The sequence below is a fragment of the Marivirga arenosa genome, assembly GCF_030503875.2.
GTDB classification, from domain to species: domain Bacteria; phylum Bacteroidota; class Bacteroidia; order Cytophagales; family Cyclobacteriaceae; genus Marivirga; species Marivirga arenosa.
Map to the genome: position 1 here is coordinate 1535452 of NZ_CP129968.2, position 26253 is coordinate 1561704.

Here is a 26253-nt window from a genome sequence, read left to right on the forward strand (position 1 = left end):
TAATGAATGAATATGAATTTTGTACTAATCAATGTCCCACCATGTTCTTTGATTAATATCATTAGATGGATTACCACTTGTTTTTTCTAACTGTTCTTGATTTAATGTGACTTCATTGCTAGGGTAAGGCATTCTAACTGGAATTATATTATTATTCAAACTGGCTGAAACCGTCTTTAGCTCTGGATAGCCCGTTCTTTTCCATTCTATCCAACCTTCATAGCCATTAATGATATTGGCTAACCATTTTTGTTCAATTATTTGTTGTAATGGATCATTTCCATTTTCACCAAAAGCGGTATTTCCAGTAGTGAAAATATCATTTGGTAAATTGGTGTGCCAATATTCATAAGCTTGTGAAACTGCGGTTTCATATAATGCTTTAGCATCTGCACTGATGTAGTCTTTATAAGCTGCCTCGGCTAATAAAAAATGGGTTTCCCAGCTGGTCATGAAATTAGCATCCAACTGACTTGTATTCGTTCTGAATATACTACCACTTAAAGAATAATCTGCAACTGAAATGGATATTTGAGAAGCATCTGGTCCGTTTCTTAAACCATTGAATTCGCCTGAATTTACTGCAGGCCTAAATAGTATTTCAGCTCTTGGGTCTTCATATTTCTCTAAAATCTCTTGCATGGTTTCAGACATGATGAAAAGATTATAGTCACCTTCTCTTAAGGTAGCCATTCTGAAATTATTAGGTCTTCCATCAGTGAAATCGAAAGTTGCATTCATAGAGTAATCACTAATAAAATTTCCTTCTGTAAAAATCCTTTGTAGGTCCTCACTAATATTTACCCGATCTGAAATTCTCATGAATGCTTTAATTCGAAGTGAATTGGCAAATTGAATCCATGCATTTAAATTACCCTCAAATAAAATATCTCCTCCTAAAGTAAGATTGCCATCATAGTTTTTGATGGACTGAATTCCCCTCTCCAGATTATCAAGAATTCCATTTTCTCCTAAATAGATTTCTTGTTGGTCATCGAACTTTGGTGTTACATTTCCTTCTTGACCATTTAAGGCTTCAGAATAAGGGACATTTCCAAATATGTCGGTTAATGCAGCTGTCATATAGGCTTTCATGATCAAGGCGGGGCCTTCATAAACTTTAAATGTCTCTGAATTTTGTGCTATTCGAATTATTTCTTCATTGTCCAACAGATTTTGGTAAATGATTGGCCATGGGTTTCCACCTAGTTGTGGATTTTTAAGACCATGTCTATCAAATAAATTGAAATCAATCGCAGTCATGTATTGCCCCAATAAATTCCCTGCAACAAAACCCTCATATGACATTTGTTCTCCGTAGTCATATATAACTTGGCGCAATAATAATTCTGGTTGAATATTAACAGGAGCATTTGGATTAGTATTGATTTCCTGAAAATCATCAGTACAAGCACCTATTAAAAGAAAAAATGGGAAAAAGATATATAGTTTAATATTTTTCATCTTGCCTTTGATTAAAAGTTAAGGGATATTTTAACGCCATAGCTTCTGCTGCTGGCATACGACATGTCTTCCACGCCACTAACAAAATTGTTGCCTTGAATGGCTAATTGTTCTGGATCGAAGTGTGGAATTTCACTCCAAGCCCATAAATTTCTTCCTACTAAGGAAAGGCTTAATTGAGCTTCAGAGGATTTGAATTGAGGGAAATCATATCCTATTGAGAGTTGTCTTAGCTTTAAATAACTAGCATTATAAGTATTATTCTCCTCATGATTTCTATCATAATACTGTCGGTAATAACTTTCTGGACTAATGGCTGTGGTATTAGGTTCATACACAGGATTCTCTTCAGTCCCAACATTTACAACTCCTTCAGCGACAATATCTTGATCTCGGTTTACGGCTTCAATCAATTGACCTCCAACTCCACCTAAAGCTAAAGTTCTAGAAACTAAAGTTCCGCCTTGCCTCCAGTCTAAAAGAAAACTGCTATTAAAATTTTTGTAATTAAAGTCATTGGAAATGGCTAATATAAAATCAGGATTATAATTCCCTAGCTTTTGAAGTGTATTGTCAGCGATGAAATTTCCATTTTCATCTAAAATAAATTGACCATCGTCTGTTTTTAAATAACCCGTTCCATACATATCACCTAATCTGCCACCTTCTTCAACCTGATACCAAACGGTTTGATTATCACTATCATATATTCTAGAATAGGCGAGTGTTAAACGGTCTACCTGATCAGGTAATTCTTCAACAATTGAAACGTTTCTACTGAAATTGAAGATTGTATTCCAATTGAAATCAGTGCTTCTGTAGGCTTGTAATCCTGCTATGATTTCTATTCCTTGACTTCTTACTTTACTTCCGTTTACAATTTGCTGATTATAACCAGAGCTTACCGGTACCGGTAAGGCTATGATTTGATTTTCGGTTAAGGTATTGTAATATGTGAAATCAAACCTCAATTTATCTTGCCAGAAGCGGATATCAGTTCCGAATTCTAAAGAAGTATTTCTTTCAGGTAATAGATTTGAATTCGGGATTGTACTCTGACTACTAAATGCAGGTTGTCCCATGTAGGGAGTTGTTGAATTGTAAATCCCTGCTGTTTGGTATGGGTTTGTATCATTACCTACTTGAGCCCAGCTTCCTCTCAGCTGTAAAAATGAAATTAAATTTGGCAAATCATACAAATAAGAAGGTATGAAGCTTGTGGATATAGAGGGATAGAAAAATGAAGTGTTTTCAACTGATTCTGGTGTTGCCAATGCGCTTGACCAATCATTTCTAGCTGTAATTTCAGTAAACAAATAATTTGACCAACTTAATTTTGCTACTCCAAAAACACTGTTGATTCTTTTTTGAGCTTCAAAATCATCAATTTCTACTGGTATTGCAGAATTCGATAATTTAAAAATACCCGCTTGTGCTAATGATAAAGCTTGAGCTTGCTGTGTAATGGCTAATTGATCAAGTCGATTAGTTCCTATTGAAAAATCAAGTCCCAATAATCCGAAATTGTCATTGTAATTTATAATTGCATCAGTATTTATTTCTCTGTAAAAAACATCATGCTCAGCATATGCTCCATTTTTAAAGCGATTGGTACTAAATGCCCTTTTAAATTTTCTTAATTCATCGGAATAATCCATACCACTTCTTAGCATCAAGCTCAGCTTAGAGTTGAATTGATATTGAGCTGAAATATTTCCAAATATCCTATCTCTATTAAAGGAGTTAGTGTTTTCATACAAGGTGAAAAAAGGATTGTCAAAATAAGTGTAATTAAAGGAATACTGCTGAATGTCCTCTAGGCCAGGTTGCCAATAATCTCTTAAAGCATTTACATCCAAAGATCGAGGTCCCCATGCAACAATTGAGTAGTTTACATTTTCTGAACCATATCCATTTGAGGGTCTATTATCACTAGATGAGTTACTGTATTGAATATGGCTATTGACTTTCAGTTTATCTGTAGGATTAAATCCTACATTAGCCCTTAGGGTTTTACGGTCTAAGTTCACTCCAGGAATAATAGATTGATCTCTTAAGTCTGTAAAGGAGAGTCTGTAATTTCCATTTTCTATGTTGTTGCTGATCGCAATATTTTGAATGGAAGTGTAACCCGTCTGATAAAAATCTTTCAGATTGTCAGGATAAGCAATCATTTCAGTAGGAGTAATAGGCGCTCCACCGTGTACGGCCACATCTCCACCTCTGACCACTTGCCCATTTGGTAGAGTCACGGGGCTATCAAATTGAGGAGTGATATATCCATTATTTAATTTTGGTCCCCAACTGTATGAGATTACATCATTTACTCCGCCACCTAGGCCATCTCCGAATGCGAATTCTCCAGAATTACCCTGTCCATATTCATTTTGAAATTGAGGCAGCTGAAAAGCTTCTTTCAAAAAGAAGCTACTGTTAAGGCTAAGGCCAAGTCCAGCACTGTTCTTTCCAGATTTTGTAGTAATGATAATCACACCATTCGAAGCTCTTGTTCCATACAAGGCTGCAGCCGCTGGTCCTTTCAATACATTAACACTTTCAATATCATCAGGATTAATATCCATGGCTCCATTACCGAAATCAATTTCTTGAAATCCTTCAGCTAAATCAGTTGAATTATTAACAATGGTATTATTGTTAATAGGAGTGCCATCTACAATGAAAAGTGGATTGTTATTCGTGAAGGATGCTTCTCCTCTTATGTTAATTTTTGAAGTGGATCCTACCCCAGTTACTCCGCTACTTACGGTTACACCAGCAATTCTCCCTGCAAGATTATCCGTGAAATTTGGGGTGTTTACATTTGATACTTGCTTGTTATCTAATTTCTGGACTGGATATCCCAGATTTTTAGTCTGCCGTTCAAAACCTAGTGCAGTTACTACCACCTCAGATAGTTCTAAAGCATTTTCTTTTAAGTAAATAGTTAGGTCCTCATTGTAATTATTGATATTAATTTCCTTTTGCTCATAGCCTATGAAACTGAATACAATCGTTTTGGTGTCATTCTTTATTGCTAATGAGAATGAGCCATCCAGACTTGAGGTAGTCCCTTGATTACTGTTTTTTAAATAAATATTTACTCCAGGGATTGGTTCTTTTGTATTTTGATCAAAAACGCTACCGCTTACTATTTTTTCTTGAGCAAACAAGGAAGTGTACAGGCAGCATAATATCGCTACCAATAAGATTCTTTTCATTTTAGTTTTGGTTTAAAATGAGAAAATGATTCTCATATTTATTAATAAGTTTTTTAGAGCTGAAATTAAGCTAATTGAGGAGGAGCTCTAAAACCAAATGAGAGAATAGAAATAGATCTTAAGAGATCTATTTTTAAGGGAAGATAAATTTGTTTAAATACCTTTAGAATTATAGAAATCAGTTTATGGAACTGAGTTAATGTAATGTCAAATTTAGGTAGAAATTCAAATAAATCCTCTAATTGGTCTATATCAGTTAAAGGATTTAGCCATTCTATATCTGAATCTACTTTTTTCCAGCTTTGTTGTAAGTCTTCTGTTTGCCAAGCTAAGTTTAAGAACTCTGCTTCACAAAAATTACTTTTATTGATGCCAATTAAATAAACGCCTCCATCATGAGATGGGCCTAAAATTGTTTTTTCAGAAGTCTCAAGTATAGACTTTGCTTTATGAATATGTCTGTAATTTAGGCCCGGACTATCAATTCCGATAATGATTAGATTATCATATCCTTTTTCAAAAGAGGATTTAATTGCATGAGTAATTCTAGCTCCAAAATTTTCGCCTTTCTGCTTTTTGCTATCAAAATTTAAAACAGGGAGATTTATTCTTTGAGCAGTTTGATGAGTCTGGTCTTTTAAATACTGAATCAATTTTACTGCCTTAGTTGCACTCTTCTTAGAAAGAAAGCCTTTTGCCTGGGCCTCTTCATGCGCACTTCTGTTCAATAATAGTATGGCAGTTTTTTTCGTCATCATATAAATTTGTTCTCTATGAACGATATAGAATCCAAACTGGATTTTAGAACTTATATTTATTCAGCATTCAAACTAATTTAGTGGAAACAGATGAATTGATTTGTCATCTAACAGTCATTATTGGAATTAGTTAGCCTTCAATGCCAGATAGTGATTAATAATTATGATATTAGTCATTAAAATTGAATTATGATATTGATTTAAATGAAAATAATAGGCATCTGCTAAATCAGAAATGCCGTAAGTAAACATTCAATCAGTTTAAACAAATTAGTACTCAAAAATATTATTAAGATTATGAGCAATAAGAATTATTACAATTCAGATGATTTAAGAAAATTTGGAAATATAAGTGAGTTTTCGCCCGAATTAGGAAAGAAGTTCTTCGATTATTATGGTGAAGTATTTAAAGAAGGTGAACTTACGGAAAGAGAAAAAGCGTTGATTGCATTAGCAGTTTCTCATGCAGTGCAGTGTCCTTATTGTATTGATGCTTATACCTCTGGTTCACTAGAAAAAGGGGCTACGGAAGGCCAAATGATGGAAGCAGTTCATGTAGCTTCTGCAATCCGTGGTGGAGCATCCCTCGTACATGGAGTACAAATGATGAATAAAACCAAAGAACTTTTAATGTAATTTTATGACTTTAGCTACCCTTAAGAGAAGACAACACTTATTATCCTATGCTAAGAAACAACTTGATTTCTTAAATCAACCGAAAGAAAATGGTGAATACTTCACTTCTTTTGAAAGCAAGTTGAATGAAACAGGCCTTGACCCTTTAAAGCCTACTAAGATTGACATCTTTCAGGTAAATGTGGGTTATATGTGTAATCTTACCTGTGGGCATTGTCATGTTGATGCTGGACCTGATAGGAAAGAAATCATGACAAGAGAAACTATGCAGCAATGCATAGATGCTATTAAAGATACAGACATCTCCACAGTTGATTTAACTGGAGGTGCCCCAGAAATGAATCCTGATTTTAGATGGTTTGTGGAAGAATTATCTAAAATTAATAAGAAGGTGATTGTAAGGTCCAATCTTACCATTTTTCTGGCTAACCCAAAATATAATGATTTACCAGAGTTTTTTGCTAAGCATAAAGTAGAAGTAGTTTGTTCGATGCCTCATTTCACTCGCTTAAGAACAGATTCTCAAAGAGGAGATGGAGTTTTCGATAAATCTATTAAAGCATTGCAAATGTTAAATGAAGTAGGTTATGGTAAAGAGGGGACAGGATTGATGTTACATTTAGTGCATAATCCGAGTGGAGCCTTTATGCCGGGAAGTCAAGAATCATTACAAAAGGAATTTAAGAAAAAGCTGTTTGATGCTTTTGGTATCATTTTTAACGAATTGTATGCCATTACCAATCTCCCTATTAGTAGATATTTAGATTATTTGATCAATAGTGGGAATTACGAGCAATACATGCAGAAACTAATTGATAGCTATAATCCGATGGCTGCCGCTAATGTGATGTGTAGAAATACAATATCGATAAGTTGGGATGGATATTTGTATGATTGCGATTTTAATCAAATGCTTGAAATGAAATTAAAGGATGAAAACCTTCAACATATCAGTGAATTTGATCTTGATAAATTAGAATCTCGAGAGATATTAGTAAATCAACATTGTTTTGGTTGTACTGCTGGAAGTGGTTCTAGCTGTGGAGGTGCTACATCCTAAATAATTACTATAATAGATTAATTAAAACCGATTTATCTCATAAATCGGTTTTTTTTTGCTAGTGAGACAATGAAATGTATTTTTACCAGAGTTATTCGATTGAAAATTCCGCAGATGTTTAACTTTTGTATAATATTCAGAATAAATTACTGAACAAAATGATTTATTTTTCCACAATACCATAAATAGTTCTTGAAATTTATGGGTCCTGATTAATTAGTTTTAAATTTATGAACGATTCATAACACCTGCTCGTTATGCAGGTTCTTTACAATTATAATATGCAAGAAGTATCAGCAACAAAAATCACAGACAACAACTTTTTTCCAACATTGAAAAAGAAAGTTGACGCCTATTTCAAACAAAACGACTTAAAAACCTGGGGTAATAGAAAGCTTTATACAAAAGCGACTATTTTATTGGCATCATTTGGGTTACTGTATGGTTTAATCGTTTTTGTCAGCATGCCTGTATGGTTATCACTTGTCCTATGCGGCTTATTTGGTTTAAATTTAGCGGCTATCGGATTTAACGTGATGCATGATGGAGCTCACGGGAGCTTCTCAAATAATAAGCATGTTAACTACATGATGGGATTAACCTTAAACCTTATGGGCGGGGTAGTTTTCATCTGGAAAAACAAACACAATAAGAATCACCATTCATTTACCAATATAGAAGGGATGGATGATGATATTAATATAGGTCCTTTTATTAGAGTATCTACTCACCAAAAGAAAAGATGGTATCATAAGTTTCAGCATGTATATGCTTATCCGTTGTATGCAACATCTTATGCATTCTGGGTTTTCTTTCAGGATTTCAAAAAGTATTTTACAAGAAAAGTAGCCAATACGGAATTAGCTAAAATGAGCGTTAAAGAGCATATCATTTTCTGGGCTACAAAGTTAGCATACATCACTACCTTCTTTGTATTACCTATTTTAATGAAAGGTGTTTTAGCTACTGTTTTAGGATATTTAACAGTTTCAGTGGTGACGGGTTGGACAATTGGAGTAGTTTTTCAATTAGCTCACGTTGTAGAATCTACTGATTTTCATGATGCACCAGTAGAAGGTGAAAGAGTTATCCCTACCGAATGGGCTATTCATCAGATTAGAACTACCGCTAACTTTGGTACTAAAAGCAAAATATTAAATTGGTATACAGGAGGATTGAATTTCCAGGTAGAACATCACTTATTTCCAAGAATTAGCCATGTTCACTACCCTGCTATCAATAAGTTGGTTAAAGAAACCTGCGAACAATTTAACATTGCTTATAATGAATTTCCAAGCATGTTAGCTGCAATGGGTTCACATACTCGACATTTAAAATTGATTGGGCAAACAGCATAGTTTTTTGTGTAATCTCGAAAAAAGCAATAAATAGATATTTATTGCTTTTTTTATGTCATTTAATAAGTGGAATTGATTTTGAAGGTTTATTTTAAGATTCAGCTTAAAATCCTTAGTAGGTACATAACTGATGCAGGGATTAATAAGTATTTAGGTTGGGCCTTGATATTTATTGCATTTGTATTCTTTTCAAATTATACTCTTTCAGAGAATAATAACCTTCACTTTATTTACATCTTAGTACCTATATTTTTGATAGCAAAAATAGCTTCAAAAAGAAGGTTGGGGTTTCTAGAATTTTGCTTTCCACCTAAAAAATTCTATAAAATCAGGCTTATTGAGAGTTTAATTCTTTCACTTCCATTTGCAGTTTTTTTACTTTATTATTCATACCCCCAGTTGGCTCTAATTCTTTTCATTTTAAGTTTTTTACTTGCCTTTTATAAAAGAGGATTTTCATTTAACATTGTAGTTCCAACTCCATTCGGGAAGTACCCTTATGAGTTTATCATAGGCTTTAGAAAAACTTTCCCACTAATATTAGCTTCGTATTTCTTAGTTGCTATATCTATTATGTATGCTAATTTTCATCTAGCATTATTCGTCATTTTTATACAGTTTATACTTTCAGCTGGATATTTTATGCATCAAGATCTGCTCGGGTATGTATGGGTATACAAGCATAGATCACATTTATTTCTATTGAAAAAAATTAAATTGGCTTTTGTTCAACATTTCGTGCTTTATGGTGCTGAATTAGTATTATTCTTTTACTTTTTTAGCGATAAAATTTTATTAATGCTGATTTTTTATTTTTTGGGAGCACTTTTTCTATCAGGAGCAATTTTATTAAAATATTCTGCATTTCCAGAAAGAATTGGAGTTAAAGAAAGTATGTTAGTTGCATTGGCTGTATATTTTCCTCCACTCTTAATTGCTTTAATTCCGTATTTTTATGTTCAATCTGTAAAGAGTTTAGCTAAATATTTAGATGATTAAAATAGAGAATCTATCGAAATCGTATGGTAAGAAGTCTATATTGAAAAACATCAATCTTAGTATTGATGGAGGACAGATTTATGGTATTGTTGGAGCTAACGGTGCTGGTAAAACCACATTTTTTAAATGTTTAGCAGGTATTGAGGATTATTATGGTTCCATTACTTCAAGTTTCTCTAGTTTGAAGAATAATACAGGACTCCTGCTTACCGAGCCTGATTTTTTATCAAAATTGACTGGTCGCGAATATATTGTATTAATGTGTAATGCTAGAAATCAAGATTATAATGATCTCGATAAAAAGAACATCTTTGATCTTCCTTTAGATGAATATGCATCTCATTATTCTACAGGTATGAAGAAGAAACTAGCTTTATTGGCCATTTTAATGCAGAAAAATGAAGTATTCTTATTGGATGAGCCATTTAATGGTGTGGATATGCAGAGTAATTTAATACTATCAGATATTTTTTTAAAGCTAAAAGAATTAGGGAAGATATTACTAGTCTCCTCACATATTTACTCAAGCTTAACCACTATTTGTGATCAGATATTTCTTTTTGAGGAGGGCGAATTAAGTTCAGGTTTTACAAAAAGCCATTTTAGTAAATTAGAATCTGAAATAAAATCTGGTTTTAAAAAAGATATAGGTATTCTAGGATTATAATGATTCAATAACAATTCTAAAAATCGAACGTTAACTGGAAAAAAAATAGTATGAAAAAATTAACACTAACATTAAGTTTATTAACAATATCAGCATTTTTGTTTTTTCAATTTACCCCTAAAGATATTAATGATCAATTTTTTAAGACTAATCTTAGAATCACAATTCAGGATGATTTAGGTAATATTCAAGAAGGAGCAAGGGTTACTTTATATAGTAGTAATGAGGATTATAGAAAAGGAGAAAATCCAGTTACTGAGCCTCAGATGACTGATGATAAAGGAAGAGTAACCTTCAAAGATTTAGAGCCTACAGTTTATCACGTTTATGCCGAGAAAGGTAAAATGAATAATAATAACTTAGGTGTTAAAACTGATACATTAGTGGCCAAAAAGCTAAATAAAGTAGCTATTGTGATTCAGTAGTTGTACTTAATAGCATTTATTTCAAGCTGGTGATTTTATCATCAGCTTTTTTTATTTCTAATGATTCATTTTCATTTCTAGGAAGGTCTTGGAAAAGTCAATAAGCTCTGGGAAAAACTCCTGAAACTCTTTCTCAAATTCCTTATGATATTTTTTCAGTTCATCGATTGACTGTTCCATTTTAGAATTGAAATTCGATCGATTCGCCATCCCTTGCATCACTTTTTCAATTCCATCAAAATATTGGTAATTATATAACCAATCATTTTTAATCATATACGGCAAAACATATTGAACATTTTCAGGAAGGATGTCTAAATTTTGATTAAACATGTTATAGGTGTCATCTACAAATGTTCTAAGAAGGGTAGAGTGAAAATCATTCCAATTTTTAGCTAAGAAATGATCATAAAAAATATCGATAATAACTCCAGCATAATGTCCATATTTAGGTCTTAATCTATCTTTGCTTTTTTGTACAACAGCGTGATGATCAGTGAATTCGTCAATTGCCCAATGCAATTTTATACCTCTATTGATCCCTTCATTAAAACGCTCCATATCAGATGCTTTAACAAAATCACCTATAAAATTCCCGATTTTTATTTCATCAGATTCACCTGAAAGATATATGTGAGCCAAAATATTCATGGACTTCAATATAAGTTAAATTCAATGGAAATACCTATAACATTTTGTATCTTGCTTTATATTGTGTGTTAAAATGAAATTTCAACTTGCCTTGACTAAAGAAAAAATACATTCTCATCTGATACATTTATATCAGTTAGCTAAAATTGATAATAACTTTGTAAAGGAAGAAAAAAGATACCTTTATGCGCTAGGACGTAAAAATGGGGTGACTGAAAAGGAGGTAGATAAAATTATTGATGAATCTTCTGAAATAAGCTTTGAAGAACCGGATACTTTAAAAGAAAAGATTGTTTTTCTATATGAATATATCCAAATGATGCTGGTCGATAATAAACTAGATGAGAGAGAAGCTCAGATGTGTTCTGTTATTGCAGAAAGGATGGGATTAGACAGAGGACTGGTAGGAAGCATTACAAATTCTATAGTAACCGCAAAAGATGTGAATGAGGAGCCTGAATTGAAAGATGAGGAATTAGAGCTATACATCAATTACCCGGAGGACTTTCTATAAGAAATAAATATCCATTAACTAATAAATACTATATGAAAAAGCTAATTCTATTATTCTCTTTGGTTTATTTGAGTTTTTCTTCTTTGGCTCAAACAAGCTATTTGCATTGTGGTAAATTGATTGATGTTGAAAAAGGTAAGATCTTAGAAGAAATGACCGTAATAGTGGAGGGACAAAAAATTGTCGGTTTAGAAAAAGGCTATAAAAATGCTGAAGATGGTGTTGAAGTCATTGATCTTAAGTCAAAGACAGTTATGCCAGGATTATTCGATATGCATGTTCATATTGAAAGTGAAACTGCTAAAGATGGTTATATTAAGAGATTTACTTTGAATGAAGCCGATATTGCATTTCAATCTGTAGTTTATGCTAAAAAAACATTAATGGCTGGCTTTACTTCTGTAAGGGATTTGGGGGGAACTGGAGTAAACTCGAGTCTTAGAGATGCCATTAACAAAGGTTATGTAGATGGGCCTACTATTTACTCAGCCGGAAAATCAATTGCTACTACAGGTGGTCACGCTGATCCAACCAATGGATACAAAAGTGATTTAATGGGGAATCCTGGTCCTGCTGAGGGAGTAGTGAATAGCCCTGAAGAAGCTAGAAAGGCTGTAAGACAACGATATAAAAACGGAGCTGATGTCATTAAGATTACGGCTACAGGTGGCGTATTAAGTATGGCTAAAAATGGCCAAAATCCTCAGTTTTTTGAAGATGAATTAAAAGCTATAGTAGAAACAGCTAATGATTATGGTATGATCACAGCCGCTCACGCTCATGGAGATGAAGGTATGCAAAGAGCCATTAGAGCTGGAATTAAAACCATTGAACATGGTACCTTAATGTCTGAAGAAACGATGGAGTTGATGAAAGAATATGATGCTTACTATGTACCTACTATTACAGCGGGTAAAAGTGTAGCTGAATTAGCTGAAATTGAAGGCTATTATCCTGAAGTGGTAGTGCCAAAAGCTAAGGCGATTGGTCCTAAAATTCAAGAAACATTTTCGAAGGCCTATAAGAAAGGTGTGAACATTGCCTTTGGTACTGATGCCGGTGTATTTAAACATGGGGAAAATGGGAAAGAGTTTGGTTATATGGTAGAAGCAGGAATGCCTGCAATGGAGGCTATTGTATCAGCTACAGTTACTCCAGCTAAACTATTAAAGGTATATGATCAATATGGTTCTATTGCTAAAGGTAAAATGGCTGATATTATTGCAGTAGAAGATGATCCAACTGAAAATATTAATACAATGGAGGATGTTAAATTTGTGATGAAAAAAGGAAAGATTTATAAGAACTAAAAATCATCAGATACAATCAAAATATAGTAAGGCCCACAAAAGTGGGCTTTTTTGTTTCTGTACTGTAATGAATCAGTGTACATATTTGTACATTCTACTGTCCGATTATTATACAATTCCCTCTATCCAATCCAGCCAAAAGTTCATTTTAATGCCTTAAATGATGCTTTAGTATTTTGGTACGGCTGTTGAATATCTATTTTAAAAAGATATAGATATGATTAAATTCCTACTTTGGTGTATTTTATTAGTGATTTGCTGGCCCCTTGCAATTATAGCATTAATTCTTTATCCGTTTATATGGCTTATCACACTGCCATTCCGAATTTTAGGATTTGCTATTAATTTATCTTTTGCGGCTGTTGGTGCTATTTTTCTATTTCCATTTCTAGCTGCTGGAAGGAGATAAGTGTCCTTAATACATAAAAAATAGATTTCTGGTAACCTTTATGAGTTCTCAACGCTTATCTTAGCATAGTTTTAATAAATTATAATTTATGGATAAGATAGCAGAAGATTTTCTATTTAAATATTTAAATAATGCAGCACCAACAGGCTTTGAGACTAATGGCCAAAAGCTTTGGTTAGATTATATTAAGCCCTACACTGATGATTATATACAAGACAATTACGGATCAGTAGCTGCAATTATAAATAAAGACGCTCCTTATAAAGTAGTAATAGAAGCTCATGCTGATGAAATTTCTTGGTTTGTAAATTATATTTCAGATGATGGTTATATCTATGTAATCAGAAATGGTGGTTCAGATCATCAAATTGCACCTTCAAAACGTGTTAATATTCATACGGATAAAGGGATAGTGAAAGGTATTTTTGGTTGGCCTGCAATTCATGTTAGAAACAAAGAGAATGATATCAAGCCGGAATTAAAAAATATCTTCATTGATGTAGGCGCAGCTAATAAGGAAGAAGTTGAGAAGATGGGAATCCATGTAGGCTGTGTAATTACATTCGATGATGAGGCAATGTATCTAAAAGATAAAGATTACATTGTGGGCCGAGCATTAGATAACAGAATTGGTGGTTTCATGATTGCCGAAGTAGCAAGGAAGATTCATGAAAATAAAGATAAAATTCCATTCGCTCTGTATATTGTAAATGCTGTACAAGAGGAAGTTGGATTAAAAGGCGCTCATATGATAGCTCATAAAATCAAGCCTGATGTAGCAGTGATTACAGATGTGTGCCATGATACGCATTCACCTCTTTATAATAAGATTGAAAGTGGGGATCAGAAATCTGGGAATGGTCCAGTACTTACTTACGGGCCTGCAGTTCAAAATAATCTGTTAAAGATGTTAATTGAATTAGCTGAAAAAGGTAAAATTCCTTTCCAAAGATCAGCGGCTAGTCGGGCTACAGGTACTGATACTGATGCATTTGCGTATAGTAATGAGGGCGTTCCATCCGCTTTAGTATCACTTCCATTGAAGTACATGCATACCACAGTTGAAATGGTACACTCTAAGGATGTTCAGTCAGTGATTGATTTATTACATTCATTTGTTGTAAACCTTAAAAATGAACATGATTTTAAATACAATTTGTCTTAATTTCTAAAAATATTACTTCTGAAAGCTTATCGTGCTTTTTCGATTTACTGATAAATATCAACCTTTTATCTTTGTAGTGTAAATTATCAATAAATACAAGATGAAAAGAATCAGTAAAGTACTAATCGTAATTGCACTAATGGCAGTAGGGTTTTCTCTTAAATCAGGAGATAGACCAATGCACGAGATCCATTCTATGTTAATGTTTAATTTCATTAAATATGTAGAGTGGCCAGCAGATGCAAAGTCAGGAAACTTTGTAATAGCTGTGGTTGGAGATGAAAATGTTGCCTCTACAATCGAAGCTTTCTATTCTAACAGAACAGTTAAAGGTCAAACTGTTAAGGTAGTGAATGCAAATGATATTAATGCTGTTACAAATGCTCACGTACTTTATTTAGCGAGCAACAAAAGTAGAGATTTTGATGCTGCTAAAAATAAATTTTCAGGAAAATCAACTTTAATGATTACTGATAAGAATGGGCTAGGAAAAGAAGGAAGCTGCATTAATTTTAAAGAAATAAATGGTAAGCTTAGATTTGAGATTAATGAATCTTCAATTCAAGCTAATAACCTAAAAATATCTAATCAATTATCCAGCATGGGTATATTGATTTAATAAACATAGTGATTTAGTTTAGTTTTTTACCCTAGCTTGAGGTTTCCAATCTTTAGTCTAGGGTTTTTTGTGTTAAATGAAACTTAACTAAGTATAAATTGAATTTATTTTATGTTTCGATAGAAATGGTATCTTTATCGTTAGAATGAATATAAATTTATGATGAAATGTGTTAATATTGAACTGTAGAATACAAATGCTAGGAGATATGAAACGAACTTCAAAAATATTAGCTCTATTACTTTTTGTGATAGTGGGCTTCAATACGTTCAATGTGAAGGCTCAAAGACCTATTCATGAACTGCATTCTATGTTAATTTTTAATTTTATTAAGTACATAGAATGGCCAGATGATACAAAGTCAGGAGAGTTTGTGATTGCTGTTTATGGGGATGATGACGTTTACACACAACTAAGTAATCTTTATAATCAAAGAAGTATTAAAGGACAAACTGCTTCCGTTGTGAAAGTAAGCGATGTGGCAAGTATAAATAATGCTCATTTAGTATATGTTTCCGATTCAATGAGTAAAGACTTTGATGATATACTTTCAAAATACGATACTAAACCAACAGTTATTGTTACTGATAAATCAGGTTTAGGAAAAAAAGGATCTTCAATTAACTTTAGAGAAGTAGGAGGTAAGTTAAAATTTGAGATTAATAAGGCTACTTTTGATAATAGTAATTTAAAAATATCATCTCAATTACTTAATATGGGTATTGTTATTTAAAAAAATAGAAAAAACATTTGATGAAAAGCTTCGTCCTTCTGGATGAAGCTTTTTTTGTTTCAAGCATATTCAAAATATTTTTATGGCTATTTTTCAAGATCAAATTGGCAATTCCATTGAACTCAATACTAGACCGAAAAGAATAATATCTTTAGTGCCTTCTATTACAGAATTTTTAAGTGATATTAATCTTGATAAAGAAGTGGTTGGGATTACCAAATTTTGTGTACATCCTAAAACTTGGTTAAAGGAAAAAGCTGTATTAGGAGGCACTAAACAGCAACATATTGATCAAATAAAGGATTTGAAACCTGATTTAATCATAGCCAATAAGGAAGAAAATACTAAAGATTATGTTGATCAATTAGCTGATATTTGCCCCATATATGTAAGTGAAGTAAATGATTTTGATTCTTCGATTGAAATGATGCTTTCAATAGGGAAAATAACGGATAAAGAAGATGAGTCTAATAGATTAGTTGAATATATTAAAAAAGAATTTGACTCCTTAAGTATACCTAATCAGCAAACTAAAGTAGCTTATTGTATATGGAAAAATCCATGGATGTGGGCAGGGTCTGCTAACTACATTTCAAATATGTTAGAATTATGTGGTTTCAAAAATGTGATTGATATTCATCGTTATCCTGAAATTTCAATGGATGATATTATCAATAAAAAACCTGAATTAGTTTTTCTTTCATCTGAACCCTTTCCATTTAAGGAAGAGCATATTTCAGAACTTAAAAAACAATATCCAAATACCAATTTTAAAATTGTTGATGGGGAGATGTTCAGTTGGTATGGAAGTAGAATGCTAAAACTTCCAAATTATGCTCAATTATTGCTCAGTGAGATTGAATCCGAAACGATTTAAATCTTCCCAAAACGAGGGATAAGATTTATTTACAACCTCAACATCCAAAATTGAAATGTCATGAAGCATGGCTAATGGAGCAAACCCCATAGCCATTCTATGGTCTTCATAAGTTGCAATTTCAAGGCCTTGTCTAAACTTGAAATTATTGGAATCCATCATCCAATGTGAATCATTTAGTTCTTTTAATTCTACACTAAATTTTGCTAATTCTTGGGTTAAGGCAACAACTCTATCTGTTTCCTTTATTTTTAGACTTTCAAGGCCAGTCATTTTCATATTAATACCTAATGCTGCTGCACAAGGTAATATCGTTTGAGCCAAGTCAGGAAACTTCTTAAAATCTATAGTTAGATTAGCTTTAATATTGGTCGATACTTTTTCAAGAATTAGTTGAGTATCATCAAATGAATATTTTACACCAAAATCCTTTGTAATTTCTTTTATGATACTATCTCCTTGGAAGCTTTTTTCTTTTAAACCGGTTAATATCACTTTCTTTCCTATATCAGATAATGCAATAATTGAAAACCAATAGCTTGCCGCTGACCAGTCAGTTTCCACTGATATATTAGAATTTTGATATTCTTGAGCTTGAATTGAAATCTTATTCTCATTAAAAGTATGTTCAATTCCAGCTAGCTTCATTAAACCCAAGGTCATATCAATATAAGGTTTGCTGAAAATTGGTGTTTTTATGCTTATTTCTAGCCCATTTTTTAATTTTGGTGCAATCATAAGTAAAGCAGAAATGTATTGACTACTAATATTGCCTGGAATTGAAATTTGATTGGTTTTTTGCTCTTTAAATGATTCGATTTTTAAGGGAGGGAACCCTTCTTCTTTTATATATTCTATACTGGCTCCACTTTTTTGTAATGCTTCTACTAAAATTTTAATTGGTCTTTTTTGCATTCTTTCTGTTCCTGTAATGCACACTTCTTGTGTAGTAGATATTGCTAAATAGGCAGTGAGAAAACGCATAGCAGTGCCTGCATCTAAAACATCAAATTCTTTAAGATTATTTTTTTCCTTTAATAATTTTATTAGAGTTTGAGTGTCTCTTGCTTTTGATAAATTAGAAATATTAATTTTATCATTCGATAGGGCTTTCATAATCAATAAGCGATTCGATTCGCTTTTCGAACTAGGAGGATTTATCAATGATATGTCCGGACTGGACGAATAATTATATCTTTTTATAAAATAATTCAAAATAATCTTAAATAATTTAAACTGTTTTTATTTCTTCAGCGTTTAATTCTTATCAACTTTAAAATTATACTATATGAGTGCAACGAGTAAATCAATTTTTTCTTTTCTAGCTGGAGCTGCAACAGTAGTGGCTGCTGGAGCTTTTCTTAGCAGTAAAAATGGTAAAAAAGTAAAGAAAAACGTAGTAAACAGATTACGCAACTTCAAAAAAGAAACACAGGAAAATATTAATACCGATTGGTTCAATGATATTAGTGATTCTGCTTTACATAGCGCTAGAACATTTCGAAAAAAAGTAAAACTATAATACTTCATTTAAGGCACTTTCAAGTAAAATTTCATCAATCTCTATATTGTAAGTAGCCTGGCCTAATGTTTTTAATAAGCTCATATTGAGTTTACCATTATCATTTTTTTTATCCTGCAAACAAAGCCCTTTTAATTCATCAAAAGAGGCTTTTTTTATTTTTGGTTTATCATATAGCTTACTCAGTTCACCTTTGATTAACCTATAATCTTCAGAAGAAATGAATCCTTTTTTAAAGCTTAAAAAAGCCTCTGCTATCATTCCATTACCAATGGCTTCGCCATGTAGTAATTCATTTTCAGAACTTAATAAATGAGATTCAATAGCGTGCCCTATGGTGTGACCAAAATTTAATATTTTTCTTAATCCCTTTTCTTGCGGGTCAGCCTCTACCACTGACTTTTTAATATCAACTGATTTTTTAATTAATTGATTATCTACAGTTTTATAACCTTGATTTAAACATTCATTCCAATGCTTAAAATCAGCAATTAATCCATGTTTTAACATTTCAGCAAAGCCAGATTTTAGTTGCCTTTCATCTAATGATTCATGAAATAAAGAGTCAATTAATACAGCCTCTGCATTGCAGAATAGCCCAATGTGGTTTTTAAAACCGTTAAAATCTATTCCAGTTTTAGCACCTACACTTGCATCTACTTGTGCTAAAAGTGTAGTAGGAATATTGATGAATTTTATACCTCTTTTATAAGTTCCGGCACAAAATCCACCCATATCTGTAATTACTCCACCACCAAGATTAATCAATAAACTTCTCCGGTCTGCTTGTGCCTCAGTCAGGGAATTCCAAATATGAGTGCAACTTTCTAGAGTTTTATTTTTTTCACCTGAGTTTATTTGAATTATATTATGTTTCCCTATATGTTCAGTTATTAAAGGGTAACAATGCTTATGTGTATTTTCATCTACTAAAACAAAGAGTTTTGAAAAATCTGTTTTAGATAAAATGCTACTTATAAAACCAATGTTTTTAAAATATACTTTACTCATATAATAGTTAAAGGCTCTACAGCCTCGTTTGCAATTTGTTTTTCTTGCCTTTTGATTGATTCATCATGGATTGCAATGAGTAAGCTCTTCATAAATTTTTCACTCATATCTTTTTTTATACCTAGTTTCGTTCTACTGTCCAAAACATCTTGCCATCTGCCGCCTTGAAAAACCGATAAATCGTGAGCTTTTTTGTATGCACCTACTTGATCAATCAAATGAAATCGATCTGAAAGTAAATCTATTAGTTTTTGGTCAATATGATCGATAGATTCTCTCATTTCTTTTAAATTTTCAGGAATCTGATTTTCAAAATCAATTCTTTCTCTAAAAGAGATTTCTTTTAGAATGGTTAATAATTGCTCAGGATTTAATTGCTGTCGAGCATCTGACCAAGCTGCCTCCGGATTAGGATGCGTTTCTATCATCAAGCCATCCATTCCGAAATTCAATGCTCTTTGTGCTACATCAAAAATCATTTCAGACTTTCCTGCAATATGACTAGGGTCATTAATGATTTCTAAATCGGGTAATTCTAATTTAAGCTGCATCGCTAAATTCCAATTAGGTTTATTGCGATATATTTTGTCGTAAGGATCTGCAAAGCCTCTATGAATAGCAGCTAGTTTATTTATCCCCACTTTATTCATTCTTTCTAAGGCTCCTATCCATAATGCTAAGTCAGGATTTATTGGATTTTTAACCATTACAGGTATGTCAACTCCTTGAAGTGAGTCAGCAATTTCTTGCACAGAAAAAGGATTTACAGTAGTTCTTGCTCCAATCCATAAAACATCAATACCATGTTTTAAAGCTGATTCTACATGAGCCGCTTTGGCTACTTCAACACATACGGGTATGTTTAAACGATTTTTAACCTTTTGAAGCCAGGGTAAGGCTTGGTGGCCAAGTCCTTCAAAATTACCAGGTCGGGTTCTTGGCTTCCATATGCCTGCACGGAACATTCCTATCTGAGGTTCGCGCTCAAAGCTATTGCATAAATCATCAATTTGTTTTTCAGTTTCAACAGAACAAGGGCCGGCAATAATTACGTGTTTGCCTAAGCCAAGGCCCCAATTTTTCATTTTAAGTGTTTTCATATTCTTTCAGTTTAGATTTTGAGCATAAAAAAAGCCCGACTCTTGCGAACCGGGCTTGTAGTATGATTTAGTTTAGATTAGTAGTTACATAACATGACAAGGACCAACTCGCTGAAGCGGGCTATAATAAAAGTAAAAATAAAATCGTCCTTGTAAATTTCTCATGCTTCAAATGTATAATTCGATTTTCTTAAAACAAAATAAAATTTTATAAAAAATATAATAATAGATGAAAAATTCATCTATCTAACGTTTGTTAGCTTTTATATTTGGTGGTAATTATCTTCTGCAGATTATAAGATTTTACCGATAATTAATTACATTGGTATAGGTTTTAATTTAATGCCATTATCATGAAAGTTTTAAAAATTATAGGATTTACAGTTGTTGCAATTATTGTAGCCTTACTATTAATTGCTGCAGTAGCTGAAAATGATTATGCAGTTGAAAGAGAGATTATAGTTAATGAACCGAAAGATAAAGTCTTCGAATACATAAAGTATTTAAAGAATCAGGATAATTGGAGTAGGTGGGCAAGTGCTGATCCTAATATGAAAAAATCATTTTCAGGTACTGACGGACAGGTTGGTTTTGTTTCAGCTTGGGATAGCGATAATGAAGAAGTAGGTAAAGGAGAGCAAGAAATTACTAAAATTATAGAAGGGGAAAGAGTAGAAACAGAATTAAGATTTATTGAGCCATTTGAATCCACTGAAATGGCCTATATGGCAGTTGAAGAAATAGAAGCTGGAAAAACAAAAGTAATATGGGGATTTGAAGGGAGTATGGATTATCCGATGAATTTACTATTGCTGACTATGGATTTTGATGCCATGCTAGGAGCAGATTTTGAATACGGCTTAGGAAATTTAAAAGATATTTTAGAATCAGAATAATATAATTACTACATTTTCATTCAGGCAAAGAATGAAAATGTAGTTTCATTTTTTCTTTTATTAGGTATCTGAGCTAATATCTCTAGATTATAAAACTTCGCAGTTTCTGCATGGCAAATAGCTCCTGCTTTTTCAATATTTTCATTTGCTAATTTCTGTGCTGCTTCTGATGTGCTTGAGCAACTTATTAGCTCAGCACCTGAAAGTTTTTCGTTAATAAACCTTTTACTCTGGCTAATCGCCTTTTCATGAGAGTAAATTTTATCAATATCATTTAGGTTGGTCTTTTTTATCCCAGCAATACATAAATGAACTTCATAGTCCATTTCATCCAATTGATTATAGTTTCGGTTAATCTCATTTTCATGATTCTCAATTAAACCAGTATTGGAATTATATATGGCAATCCAGCCCAGATTCCCTGCTTTTACAGCTTCAAAAATTCCACCGAAGCTTTTACAGAATTCAATTTCGCTTTCTCCACCTAAATATTCTTTGCAGGAAAGGTGATGGAATGACCCCTCGGGACCTAAAGTATATACTTTCTTTTTATTCTTCATTATATATTTCTGTCTGAATTCTTATAGATTCATCATGGATATCTTGATAGATTGATTTTATAAAATCTGCATCTAAATGTAATTTTTTAGCCCATACTGGTCTGTTTTCAATGATTTTATTCCATCGATCTAATTGGAAAATGGCTACGTTTTTCTCTTTTTTATATTGCCCAATCTTTTTAACCAATTCAAGTCTTCTTGATAGAACTTCTAATAATTCTTTATCCGTTTCATCTATTTGATCTCGAATCCCTTCTAACTCGTTTTTAAAATCTTTATTTGGGAAACTCTTTTCTCTGATTTTTATAGAGTCAAGCATCTCTTTCAATGCTTTAGGAGTTAATTGCTGAGCAGCATCACTCCAAGCTTCGTTAGGTGATCGGTGAGACTCTATAATTAATCCGTCATACTGTAAATCCATCGCTTTTTGAGCAATTTCAAATAGTAATTCTCTTTTCCCAGCAATATGACTAGGGTCATTAATTAATAGTAAATCAGGAAAGTTTGATTTTAATTCAATAGGGATTTGCCATAAAGGAATATTCCTATAAATACTTTCTTGATATGTAGAAAATCCACGATGGATCGCACCCAGTTTTTTTATCCCTACCGCATCAAATCTTTCTAATGCTCCCATCCATAATGCCAAATCAGGATTGATGGGATTTTTAATTAAAATTGGTTTGTCCTCAACGCCTCTTACAGCATCGGCTATTTCTTGAACATTGAAGGGATTAACGGTGGTTCTGGCCCCAACCCATAAAATATCAATATCATTTTTAAGTGCTAATTCAACGTGTTCAGCTGAAGCTACTTCTATTGCAAATTGAATATGAGGAAATTTTTCTTTTGCTTTTTTTATCCAAGGGAAAGCAATTTTCCCAACTCCTTCAAAGCTATTTGGCCGAGTTCTAGGTTTCCATACTCCAGCTCTTATAGTATCAAATCCATTATCTACCAATTGTGTAACGGTGTCAAGTAATTGATCCTCAGTTTCTGCACTACAAGGCCCTGTTATAATCCAGGGTTTCTTATCAGAATACCAATTTTTTATCTTCATAAATTTTTTCTAAAATGTCGCAAGTTAATCAATTTAACAAAAAGCGTGTGACATCGTTTTTGTTATATTTGCGGACTTAAAATTATTTTATGGAAGTAACTACTAACCCAATATTTGACGATGTATCGATAGCGTACACTAGTAAGTCAGATCGCCAGTTGAAAAAGGCATATTTGTTATTCGCTATGATGAATAAAGGTTGGCTTGTGGCAATTGGTAAATTTTTTGTTAAACTCGGTTTTGCTTTACATCTCCCTATCAGTAAAATCATTTACTGGACTGTTTATGATCAGTTTTGTGGTGGCGTAACCATTAAAGATAGTCAAGGTACAATTGACGAATTAGCCTCTCATAAAATCGGAACTATCTTAGATTATTCAGTTGAAGGTGCTAAAAATGAAAAGGGATTCGATAAAACAATGAATGAAATCCTAAGAACAATTGACAGAGCAGCTGATGATGATAATATTCCTTTCTGCGTTTTTAAGCCATCAGGAGTAGCACTAGGGAAAATATTTACAAAAATACAAGCAGGAAAAGAACTTACTGAAAAGGAGAAGGAGATTGATAAAAGAAGTAGAGAACGAATTGAGAAATTATGTAAGGCTGCTTATGATAAAAATGTTAGATTGTTAATTGATGCTGAGGAAAGTTGGCTTCAAGATCCAATTGATGAACTGGTTTATGAAATGATGGAAAAATACAATAAAGATTCAGCCATCATTTATAACACCTATCAGATGTATAGAGCTGATATGTTTGACAACCTTAAAAAAGCACATAAAAGAGCTAAAGAAAGAGGATATTTTATAGGAGCAAAGTTGGTAAGAGGTGCTTATATGGAGAAGGAAGCAGACAGAGCCGAAGAAATGGGCTACCCAAACCCGATTCAAATTTCTAAAGAAAGAACTGATATTGATTACAATTCAGCTTTAGAGTATTGTGTTGAAAATCTTAATGAAATTGCTGTATTCAATGGAACGCATAATCAATACAGTAATTACTTTTTAGCTTACATGATGAATAAGCATGGTATTGAACCAGGAGATCAGCGAGTTCACTTTGCTCAATTATATGGAATGAGTGATAATATATCATTTAACCTTGCTGATAAAGGTTATAATGTGGCCAAGTATGTTCCCTATGGACCAGTAAAATCAGTAATGCCTTATCTTTTCAGAAGAGCGGAAGAAAATACTTCTGTTGCCGGGCAGAGTAGTCGTGAGTTCTCTCTACTTAAAGAAGAAATGCAAAGAAGAAAAGAAGAGAGAAAGAATAAGTAAGAGTTCAATTACATATACCAGAATGACTTATTAAGAGTTATTTCAATACATTTTAGCAGAAGAAACTATATTTCTTCTGCTTTTTCTATATACTAATATCTAGCGGTTTAGCTGATAAAATTCATACTTTCCGCTATCTTTGCAAACTCAAATATTAAACAAGCGATTCTAATATATATTTAGTAAAAATGATGCATTTAAGCGAACAGGAAATAGAAAGACGTAAAAGTAGGGAGGAACTTACTAATCTTGGTATTAATCCTTATCCGGCAGAATCATACCCAATAAATGTTACTGCTAAAGAGATTAAAGAGCAATATGATGATGAAAAGAAAAATTACCAGGAAGTAAGCATCGCGGGTCGTTTGATGAGTAGAAGAATAATGGGTAAAGCTTCTTTTGCTGAAATTCAGGATAGTACAGGAAGAATCCAGATCTATGTAAATAGAGATGAGATTTGTCCTGATGAAGACAAGACTTTATATAATACAGTATTTAAAAAGCTTTTAGATATTGGAGATATAATCGGAATTAAAGGGTATGTTTTCAAAACACAGGTAGGAGAGACCTCAATTCACGTTAAGGAATTTACTGTTCTTACAAAATCACTTCGTCCTTTACCGATCACAAAAGAAACAACAGATGAAGATGGAAATGTGAAAAGATATGATGCTTTCACAGATTCAGAGCAAAGATACCGCCAGCGTTATGTGGATTTAATTGTAAACCCAGAGGTTCGAGAAACTTTCAAAAAGAGAACTAAACTGGTGAATTCAATGCGTAATTTCTTAGGTGACAAAGGTTATCTGGAAGTTGAAACGCCAATTCTTCAGCCTTTATATGGTGGTGCTGCAGCTAGACCTTTCAAAACGCATCATAATACTTTAGATATGACCTTATATTTAAGGATTGCAAATGAATTATATCTTAAGAGATTAATTGTTGGGGGCTATGATGGTGTGTTTGAATTTGCAAAAGACTTCCGTAACGAAGGAATGTCTCGTTTCCATAATCCAGAATTTACTCAAGTGGAGCTTTATGTAGCTTACAAAGATTATGAGTGGATGATGAACTTAGTGGAAGAAATGGTTGAAAAAGTGGCTTTAGATATTCACGGAACTACTGAAGTACAGGTAGGAGAGAATGTAATTAATTTCCAACGCCCGTGGAAAAGATATACCATGTATGAAGCAATTGAGCATTTTACAGGGATTGATATATCCGAAATGAATGAAGATGAACTTCGTAAAACAGCTCAGAAACTAGAAGTGCCGGTTGATGATTCAATGGGGAAAGGTAAACTAATTGATGAGATATTTGGTGAGAAGTGTGAAGGTCAACTCATTCAACCAACCTTTATTACAGATTATCCAATTGAAATGTCACCGCTTGCTAAGAAACATCCTACTAAAGAAGGATTAGTAGAGAGATTTGAGGCGATTTGTAATGGAAAAGAAATATGTAATGCTTTCTCTGAGTTAAATGACCCAATAGATCAAAGGCAAAGATTTGAAGAACAACTTGAGCTTGGTAAAAGGGGAGATGATGAAGCCATGGTGTTGGATGAAGACTTCCTTAGAGCATTAGAATACGGTATGCCACCAACAGCAGGTTTAGGTATTGGTATTGACAGATTAAGTATGATCATGACCAATAGCAATTCAATTCAAGATGTTTTATTCTTTCCGCAAATGAAGCCAGAGAAGAAAGCTAAAGTGGCTACTGAGGCTGATTTTGTAGAAGCGGGAGTGCCTAAAGAATGGGCTCCAGTAGTAATGGAAGCAGGTTATAAAACCGTGGAAGAAATGAAGGAAGTAAAACATACTAAGCTACATCATCAAATTTCAGGTTTGAAAAAGAAAATGAAGCTGGACCTACCAAGTGTAAGTCCTGATGATGTGAAAGAATGGGTAAGCTAAACCACATTAGAAATTAATGAATTGAAAGCCGACAGTAGT

25 protein-coding genes are annotated in these 26253 nt (G+C 32.9%); 16 read left to right on the forward strand and 9 right to left on the reverse strand.

What is annotated here, in order from left to right:
- Positions 1-24 precede the first annotated feature (24 nt).
- The 3 genes from QYS47_RS06650 to QYS47_RS06660 all read right to left on the reverse strand — a co-directional run bounded on the left by QYS47_RS06650 (position 25) and on the right by QYS47_RS06660 (position 5440).
- Positions 25-1464 (reverse strand): SusD/RagB family nutrient-binding outer membrane lipoprotein, encoded by a 1440-nt coding sequence (locus tag QYS47_RS06650; protein ID WP_322348122.1) that lies wholly within the window; start codon positions 1462-1464, stop codon positions 25-27.
- An 11-nt stretch (positions 1465-1475) separates the two neighbouring features.
- The gene (locus QYS47_RS06655) at positions 1476-4682 is read right to left on the reverse strand and encodes a SusC/RagA family TonB-linked outer membrane protein (protein ID WP_322348123.1); all 3207 of its coding nucleotides are present in this window, start codon (positions 4680-4682) and stop codon (positions 1476-1478) included.
- Between the two features lie 65 nt (positions 4683-4747).
- Positions 4748-5440, reverse strand: coding sequence for a TIGR04282 family arsenosugar biosynthesis glycosyltransferase (locus QYS47_RS06660; RefSeq protein ID WP_322348124.1), 693 nt, complete (start codon positions 5438-5440; stop codon positions 4748-4750).
- Between the two features lie 297 nt (positions 5441-5737).
- Between QYS47_RS06660 and QYS47_RS06665 the strand changes: the two genes are divergently transcribed.
- The 6 genes from QYS47_RS06665 (at position 5738) to QYS47_RS06690 (ending at position 10585) form a co-directional block, all read left to right on the forward strand.
- Complete coding sequence (locus QYS47_RS06665) at positions 5738-6076, forward strand: arsenosugar biosynthesis-associated peroxidase-like protein (RefSeq protein WP_322348125.1); 339 nt, start codon at positions 5738-5740, stop codon at positions 6074-6076.
- 4 nt (positions 6077-6080) lie between these two features.
- Positions 6081-7136, forward strand: a complete 1056-nt coding sequence (arsS, locus tag QYS47_RS06670; protein WP_322348126.1) for an arsenosugar biosynthesis radical SAM (seleno)protein ArsS — start codon at positions 6081-6083, stop codon at positions 7134-7136.
- 281 nt (positions 7137-7417) lie between these two features.
- Positions 7418-8494 (forward strand): fatty acid desaturase family protein, encoded by a 1077-nt coding sequence (locus QYS47_RS06675; protein WP_308357274.1) that lies wholly within the window; start codon positions 7418-7420, stop codon positions 8492-8494.
- A 78-nt stretch (positions 8495-8572) separates the two neighbouring features.
- Positions 8573-9493: a hypothetical protein gene (locus QYS47_RS06680; protein WP_322348127.1), complete on the forward strand. Its 921-nt coding sequence runs from the start codon at positions 8573-8575 to the stop codon at positions 9491-9493.
- Positions 9486-10160: an ATP-binding cassette domain-containing protein gene (locus tag QYS47_RS06685; RefSeq protein WP_322348128.1), complete on the forward strand. Its 675-nt coding sequence runs from the start codon at positions 9486-9488 to the stop codon at positions 10158-10160. The genes QYS47_RS06680 and QYS47_RS06685 overlap by 8 nt, the downstream gene beginning before the upstream one ends.
- A 50-nt stretch (positions 10161-10210) precedes the next feature.
- Complete coding sequence (locus tag QYS47_RS06690) at positions 10211-10585, forward strand: carboxypeptidase regulatory-like domain-containing protein (protein WP_322348129.1); 375 nt, start codon at positions 10211-10213, stop codon at positions 10583-10585.
- Between the two features lie 57 nt (positions 10586-10642).
- Here QYS47_RS06690 and QYS47_RS06695 read toward each other — a convergent pair whose 3' ends face one another.
- A complete protein-coding gene (locus QYS47_RS06695) occupies positions 10643-11236 on the reverse strand; it encodes an acyl carrier protein phosphodiesterase (protein ID WP_322348130.1) in 594 nt (197 codons plus the stop codon).
- Between the two features lie 73 nt (positions 11237-11309).
- Here QYS47_RS06695 and QYS47_RS06700 point away from each other — a divergent pair, with 73 nt between their 5' ends.
- From QYS47_RS06700 to QYS47_RS06725, 6 genes are all read left to right on the forward strand, one after another.
- On the forward strand, positions 11310-11750 hold the full coding sequence (locus QYS47_RS06700; RefSeq protein WP_308357269.1) for a hypothetical protein: 441 nt from the start codon (positions 11310-11312) through the stop codon (positions 11748-11750).
- A gap of 32 nt (positions 11751-11782) precedes the next feature.
- The gene (locus QYS47_RS06705; RefSeq protein WP_322348131.1) at positions 11783-13060 is read left to right on the forward strand and encodes a metal-dependent hydrolase family protein; all 1278 of its coding nucleotides are present in this window, start codon (positions 11783-11785) and stop codon (positions 13058-13060) included.
- Between the two features lie 497 nt (positions 13061-13557).
- Complete coding sequence (locus QYS47_RS06710; RefSeq protein ID WP_322348132.1) at positions 13558-14634, forward strand: M42 family metallopeptidase; 1077 nt, start codon at positions 13558-13560, stop codon at positions 14632-14634.
- Between the two features lie 100 nt (positions 14635-14734).
- Complete coding sequence (locus QYS47_RS06715; RefSeq protein WP_322348133.1) at positions 14735-15253, forward strand: YfiR family protein; 519 nt, start codon at positions 14735-14737, stop codon at positions 15251-15253.
- A 208-nt stretch (positions 15254-15461) separates the two neighbouring features.
- Positions 15462-15986 (forward strand): YfiR family protein, encoded by a 525-nt coding sequence (locus QYS47_RS06720; protein WP_322348134.1) that lies wholly within the window; start codon positions 15462-15464, stop codon positions 15984-15986.
- Positions 15987-16068: 82 nt separating this feature from the next.
- Positions 16069-16863, forward strand: coding sequence for an ABC transporter substrate-binding protein (locus tag QYS47_RS06725; protein WP_322348135.1), 795 nt, complete (start codon positions 16069-16071; stop codon positions 16861-16863).
- Here QYS47_RS06725 and QYS47_RS06730 read toward each other — a convergent pair.
- Entirely contained in the window at positions 16828-17979 is a 1152-nt protein-coding gene (locus tag QYS47_RS06730; protein WP_322348136.1) for a 3-phosphoshikimate 1-carboxyvinyltransferase, read from the reverse strand. The genes QYS47_RS06725 and QYS47_RS06730 overlap by 36 nt on opposite strands.
- Before the next feature lie 172 nt (positions 17980-18151).
- Here QYS47_RS06730 and QYS47_RS06735 point away from each other — a divergent pair, with 172 nt between their 5' ends.
- Positions 18152-18385 (forward strand): hypothetical protein, encoded by a 234-nt coding sequence (locus QYS47_RS06735; protein WP_302127063.1) that lies wholly within the window; start codon positions 18152-18154, stop codon positions 18383-18385.
- On the opposite strand, the gene aroB is transcribed toward QYS47_RS06735, so the two are convergent.
- Together aroB and QYS47_RS06745 are read right to left on the reverse strand one after the other, a co-directional pair.
- The gene (aroB, locus tag QYS47_RS06740) at positions 18380-19396 is read right to left on the reverse strand and encodes a 3-dehydroquinate synthase (RefSeq protein WP_322348137.1); all 1017 of its coding nucleotides are present in this window, start codon (positions 19394-19396) and stop codon (positions 18380-18382) included. The genes QYS47_RS06735 and aroB overlap by 6 nt on opposite strands.
- Positions 19393-20496 (reverse strand): chorismate mutase, encoded by a 1104-nt coding sequence (locus QYS47_RS06745; RefSeq protein ID WP_322348138.1) that lies wholly within the window; start codon positions 20494-20496, stop codon positions 19393-19395. The genes aroB and QYS47_RS06745 overlap by 4 nt, the downstream gene beginning before the upstream one ends.
- Positions 20497-20849: 353 nt before the next feature.
- Here QYS47_RS06745 and QYS47_RS06750 point away from each other — a divergent pair, with 353 nt between their 5' ends.
- Positions 20850-21392 carry an SRPBCC family protein gene (locus QYS47_RS06750; protein WP_322348139.1) on the forward strand — a complete coding sequence of 181 codons (543 nt, stop codon included), beginning with the start codon at positions 20850-20852 and terminating at the stop codon, positions 21390-21392.
- 20 nt (positions 21393-21412) lie between these two features.
- On the opposite strand, the gene QYS47_RS06755 is transcribed toward QYS47_RS06750, so the two are convergent.
- Together QYS47_RS06755 and QYS47_RS06760 are read right to left on the reverse strand one after the other, a co-directional pair.
- Entirely contained in the window at positions 21413-21952 is a 540-nt protein-coding gene (locus QYS47_RS06755) for a prephenate dehydratase (RefSeq protein WP_322348140.1), read from the reverse strand.
- Entirely contained in the window at positions 21942-23012 is a 1071-nt protein-coding gene (locus QYS47_RS06760) for a bifunctional 3-deoxy-7-phosphoheptulonate synthase/chorismate mutase type II (protein ID WP_322348141.1), read from the reverse strand. Before QYS47_RS06760 ends, QYS47_RS06755 begins: the two co-directional genes overlap by 11 nt.
- A gap of 89 nt (positions 23013-23101) precedes the next feature.
- On the opposite strand from QYS47_RS06760, the gene QYS47_RS06765 reads away from it, so the two are divergent.
- On the forward strand, positions 23102-24295 hold the full coding sequence (locus QYS47_RS06765; RefSeq protein ID WP_308357256.1) for a proline dehydrogenase family protein: 1194 nt from the start codon (positions 23102-23104) through the stop codon (positions 24293-24295).
- A 191-nt stretch (positions 24296-24486) separates the two neighbouring features.
- Positions 24487-26214, forward strand: coding sequence for a lysine--tRNA ligase (gene lysS, locus QYS47_RS06770; protein ID WP_322348398.1), 1728 nt, complete (start codon positions 24487-24489; stop codon positions 26212-26214).
- The last annotated feature ends 39 nt before the right edge of the window (positions 26215-26253 follow it).

Excerpts from the sequence above, each read along its gene's own strand:
- QYS47_RS06675 (WP_308357274.1), top strand. The coding sequence starts at position 7,418 with ATGCAAGAAGTATCAGCAACAAAAATCACAGACAACAACTTTTTTCCA.
- QYS47_RS06665 (WP_322348125.1), top strand. The coding sequence starts at position 5,738 with ATGAGCAATAAGAATTATTACAATTCAGATGATTTAAGAAAATTTGGA.
- QYS47_RS06725 (WP_322348135.1), top strand. The coding sequence starts at position 16,069 with ATGGCTATTTTTCAAGATCAAATTGGCAATTCCATTGAACTCAATACT.
- QYS47_RS06650 (WP_322348122.1), bottom strand. The coding sequence starts at position 1,464 with ATGAAAAATATTAAACTATATATCTTTTTCCCATTTTTTCTTTTAATA.
- QYS47_RS06705 (WP_322348131.1), top strand. The coding sequence starts at position 11,783 with ATGAAAAAGCTAATTCTATTATTCTCTTTGGTTTATTTGAGTTTTTCT.
- QYS47_RS06715 (WP_322348133.1), top strand. The coding sequence starts at position 14,735 with ATGAAAAGAATCAGTAAAGTACTAATCGTAATTGCACTAATGGCAGTA.
- QYS47_RS06710 (WP_322348132.1), top strand. The coding sequence starts at position 13,558 with ATGGATAAGATAGCAGAAGATTTTCTATTTAAATATTTAAATAATGCA.
- QYS47_RS06695 (WP_322348130.1), bottom strand. The coding sequence starts at position 11,236 with ATGAATATTTTGGCTCACATATATCTTTCAGGTGAATCTGATGAAATA.
- QYS47_RS06730 (WP_322348136.1), bottom strand. The coding sequence starts at position 17,979 with ATGAAAGCCCTATCGAATGATAAAATTAATATTTCTAATTTATCAAAA.
- QYS47_RS06735 (WP_302127063.1), top strand. The coding sequence starts at position 18,152 with ATGAGTGCAACGAGTAAATCAATTTTTTCTTTTCTAGCTGGAGCTGCA.
- QYS47_RS06690 (WP_322348129.1), top strand. The coding sequence starts at position 10,211 with ATGAAAAAATTAACACTAACATTAAGTTTATTAACAATATCAGCATTT.
- QYS47_RS06720 (WP_322348134.1), top strand. The coding sequence starts at position 15,462 with ATGAAACGAACTTCAAAAATATTAGCTCTATTACTTTTTGTGATAGTG.
- QYS47_RS06660 (WP_322348124.1), bottom strand. The coding sequence starts at position 5,440 with ATGATGACGAAAAAAACTGCCATACTATTATTGAACAGAAGTGCGCAT.
- aroB (WP_322348137.1), bottom strand. The coding sequence starts at position 19,396 with ATGAGTAAAGTATATTTTAAAAACATTGGTTTTATAAGTAGCATTTTA.
- QYS47_RS06700 (WP_308357269.1), top strand. The coding sequence starts at position 11,310 with ATGAAATTTCAACTTGCCTTGACTAAAGAAAAAATACATTCTCATCTG.
- QYS47_RS06755 (WP_322348140.1), bottom strand. The coding sequence starts at position 21,952 with ATGAAGAATAAAAAGAAAGTATATACTTTAGGTCCCGAGGGGTCATTC.
- QYS47_RS06745 (WP_322348138.1), bottom strand. The coding sequence starts at position 20,496 with ATGAAAACACTTAAAATGAAAAATTGGGGCCTTGGCTTAGGCAAACAC.
- QYS47_RS06765 (WP_308357256.1), top strand. The coding sequence starts at position 23,102 with ATGGAAGTAACTACTAACCCAATATTTGACGATGTATCGATAGCGTAC.
- arsS (WP_322348126.1), top strand. The coding sequence starts at position 6,081 with ATGACTTTAGCTACCCTTAAGAGAAGACAACACTTATTATCCTATGCT.
- QYS47_RS06750 (WP_322348139.1), top strand. The coding sequence starts at position 20,850 with ATGAAAGTTTTAAAAATTATAGGATTTACAGTTGTTGCAATTATTGTA.
- QYS47_RS06760 (WP_322348141.1), bottom strand. The coding sequence starts at position 23,012 with ATGAAGATAAAAAATTGGTATTCTGATAAGAAACCCTGGATTATAACA.
- lysS (WP_322348398.1), top strand. The coding sequence starts at position 24,487 with ATGCATTTAAGCGAACAGGAAATAGAAAGACGTAAAAGTAGGGAGGAA.
- QYS47_RS06685 (WP_322348128.1), top strand. The coding sequence starts at position 9,486 with ATGATTAAAATAGAGAATCTATCGAAATCGTATGGTAAGAAGTCTATA.
- QYS47_RS06655 (WP_322348123.1), bottom strand. The coding sequence starts at position 4,682 with ATGAAAAGAATCTTATTGGTAGCGATATTATGCTGCCTGTACACTTCC.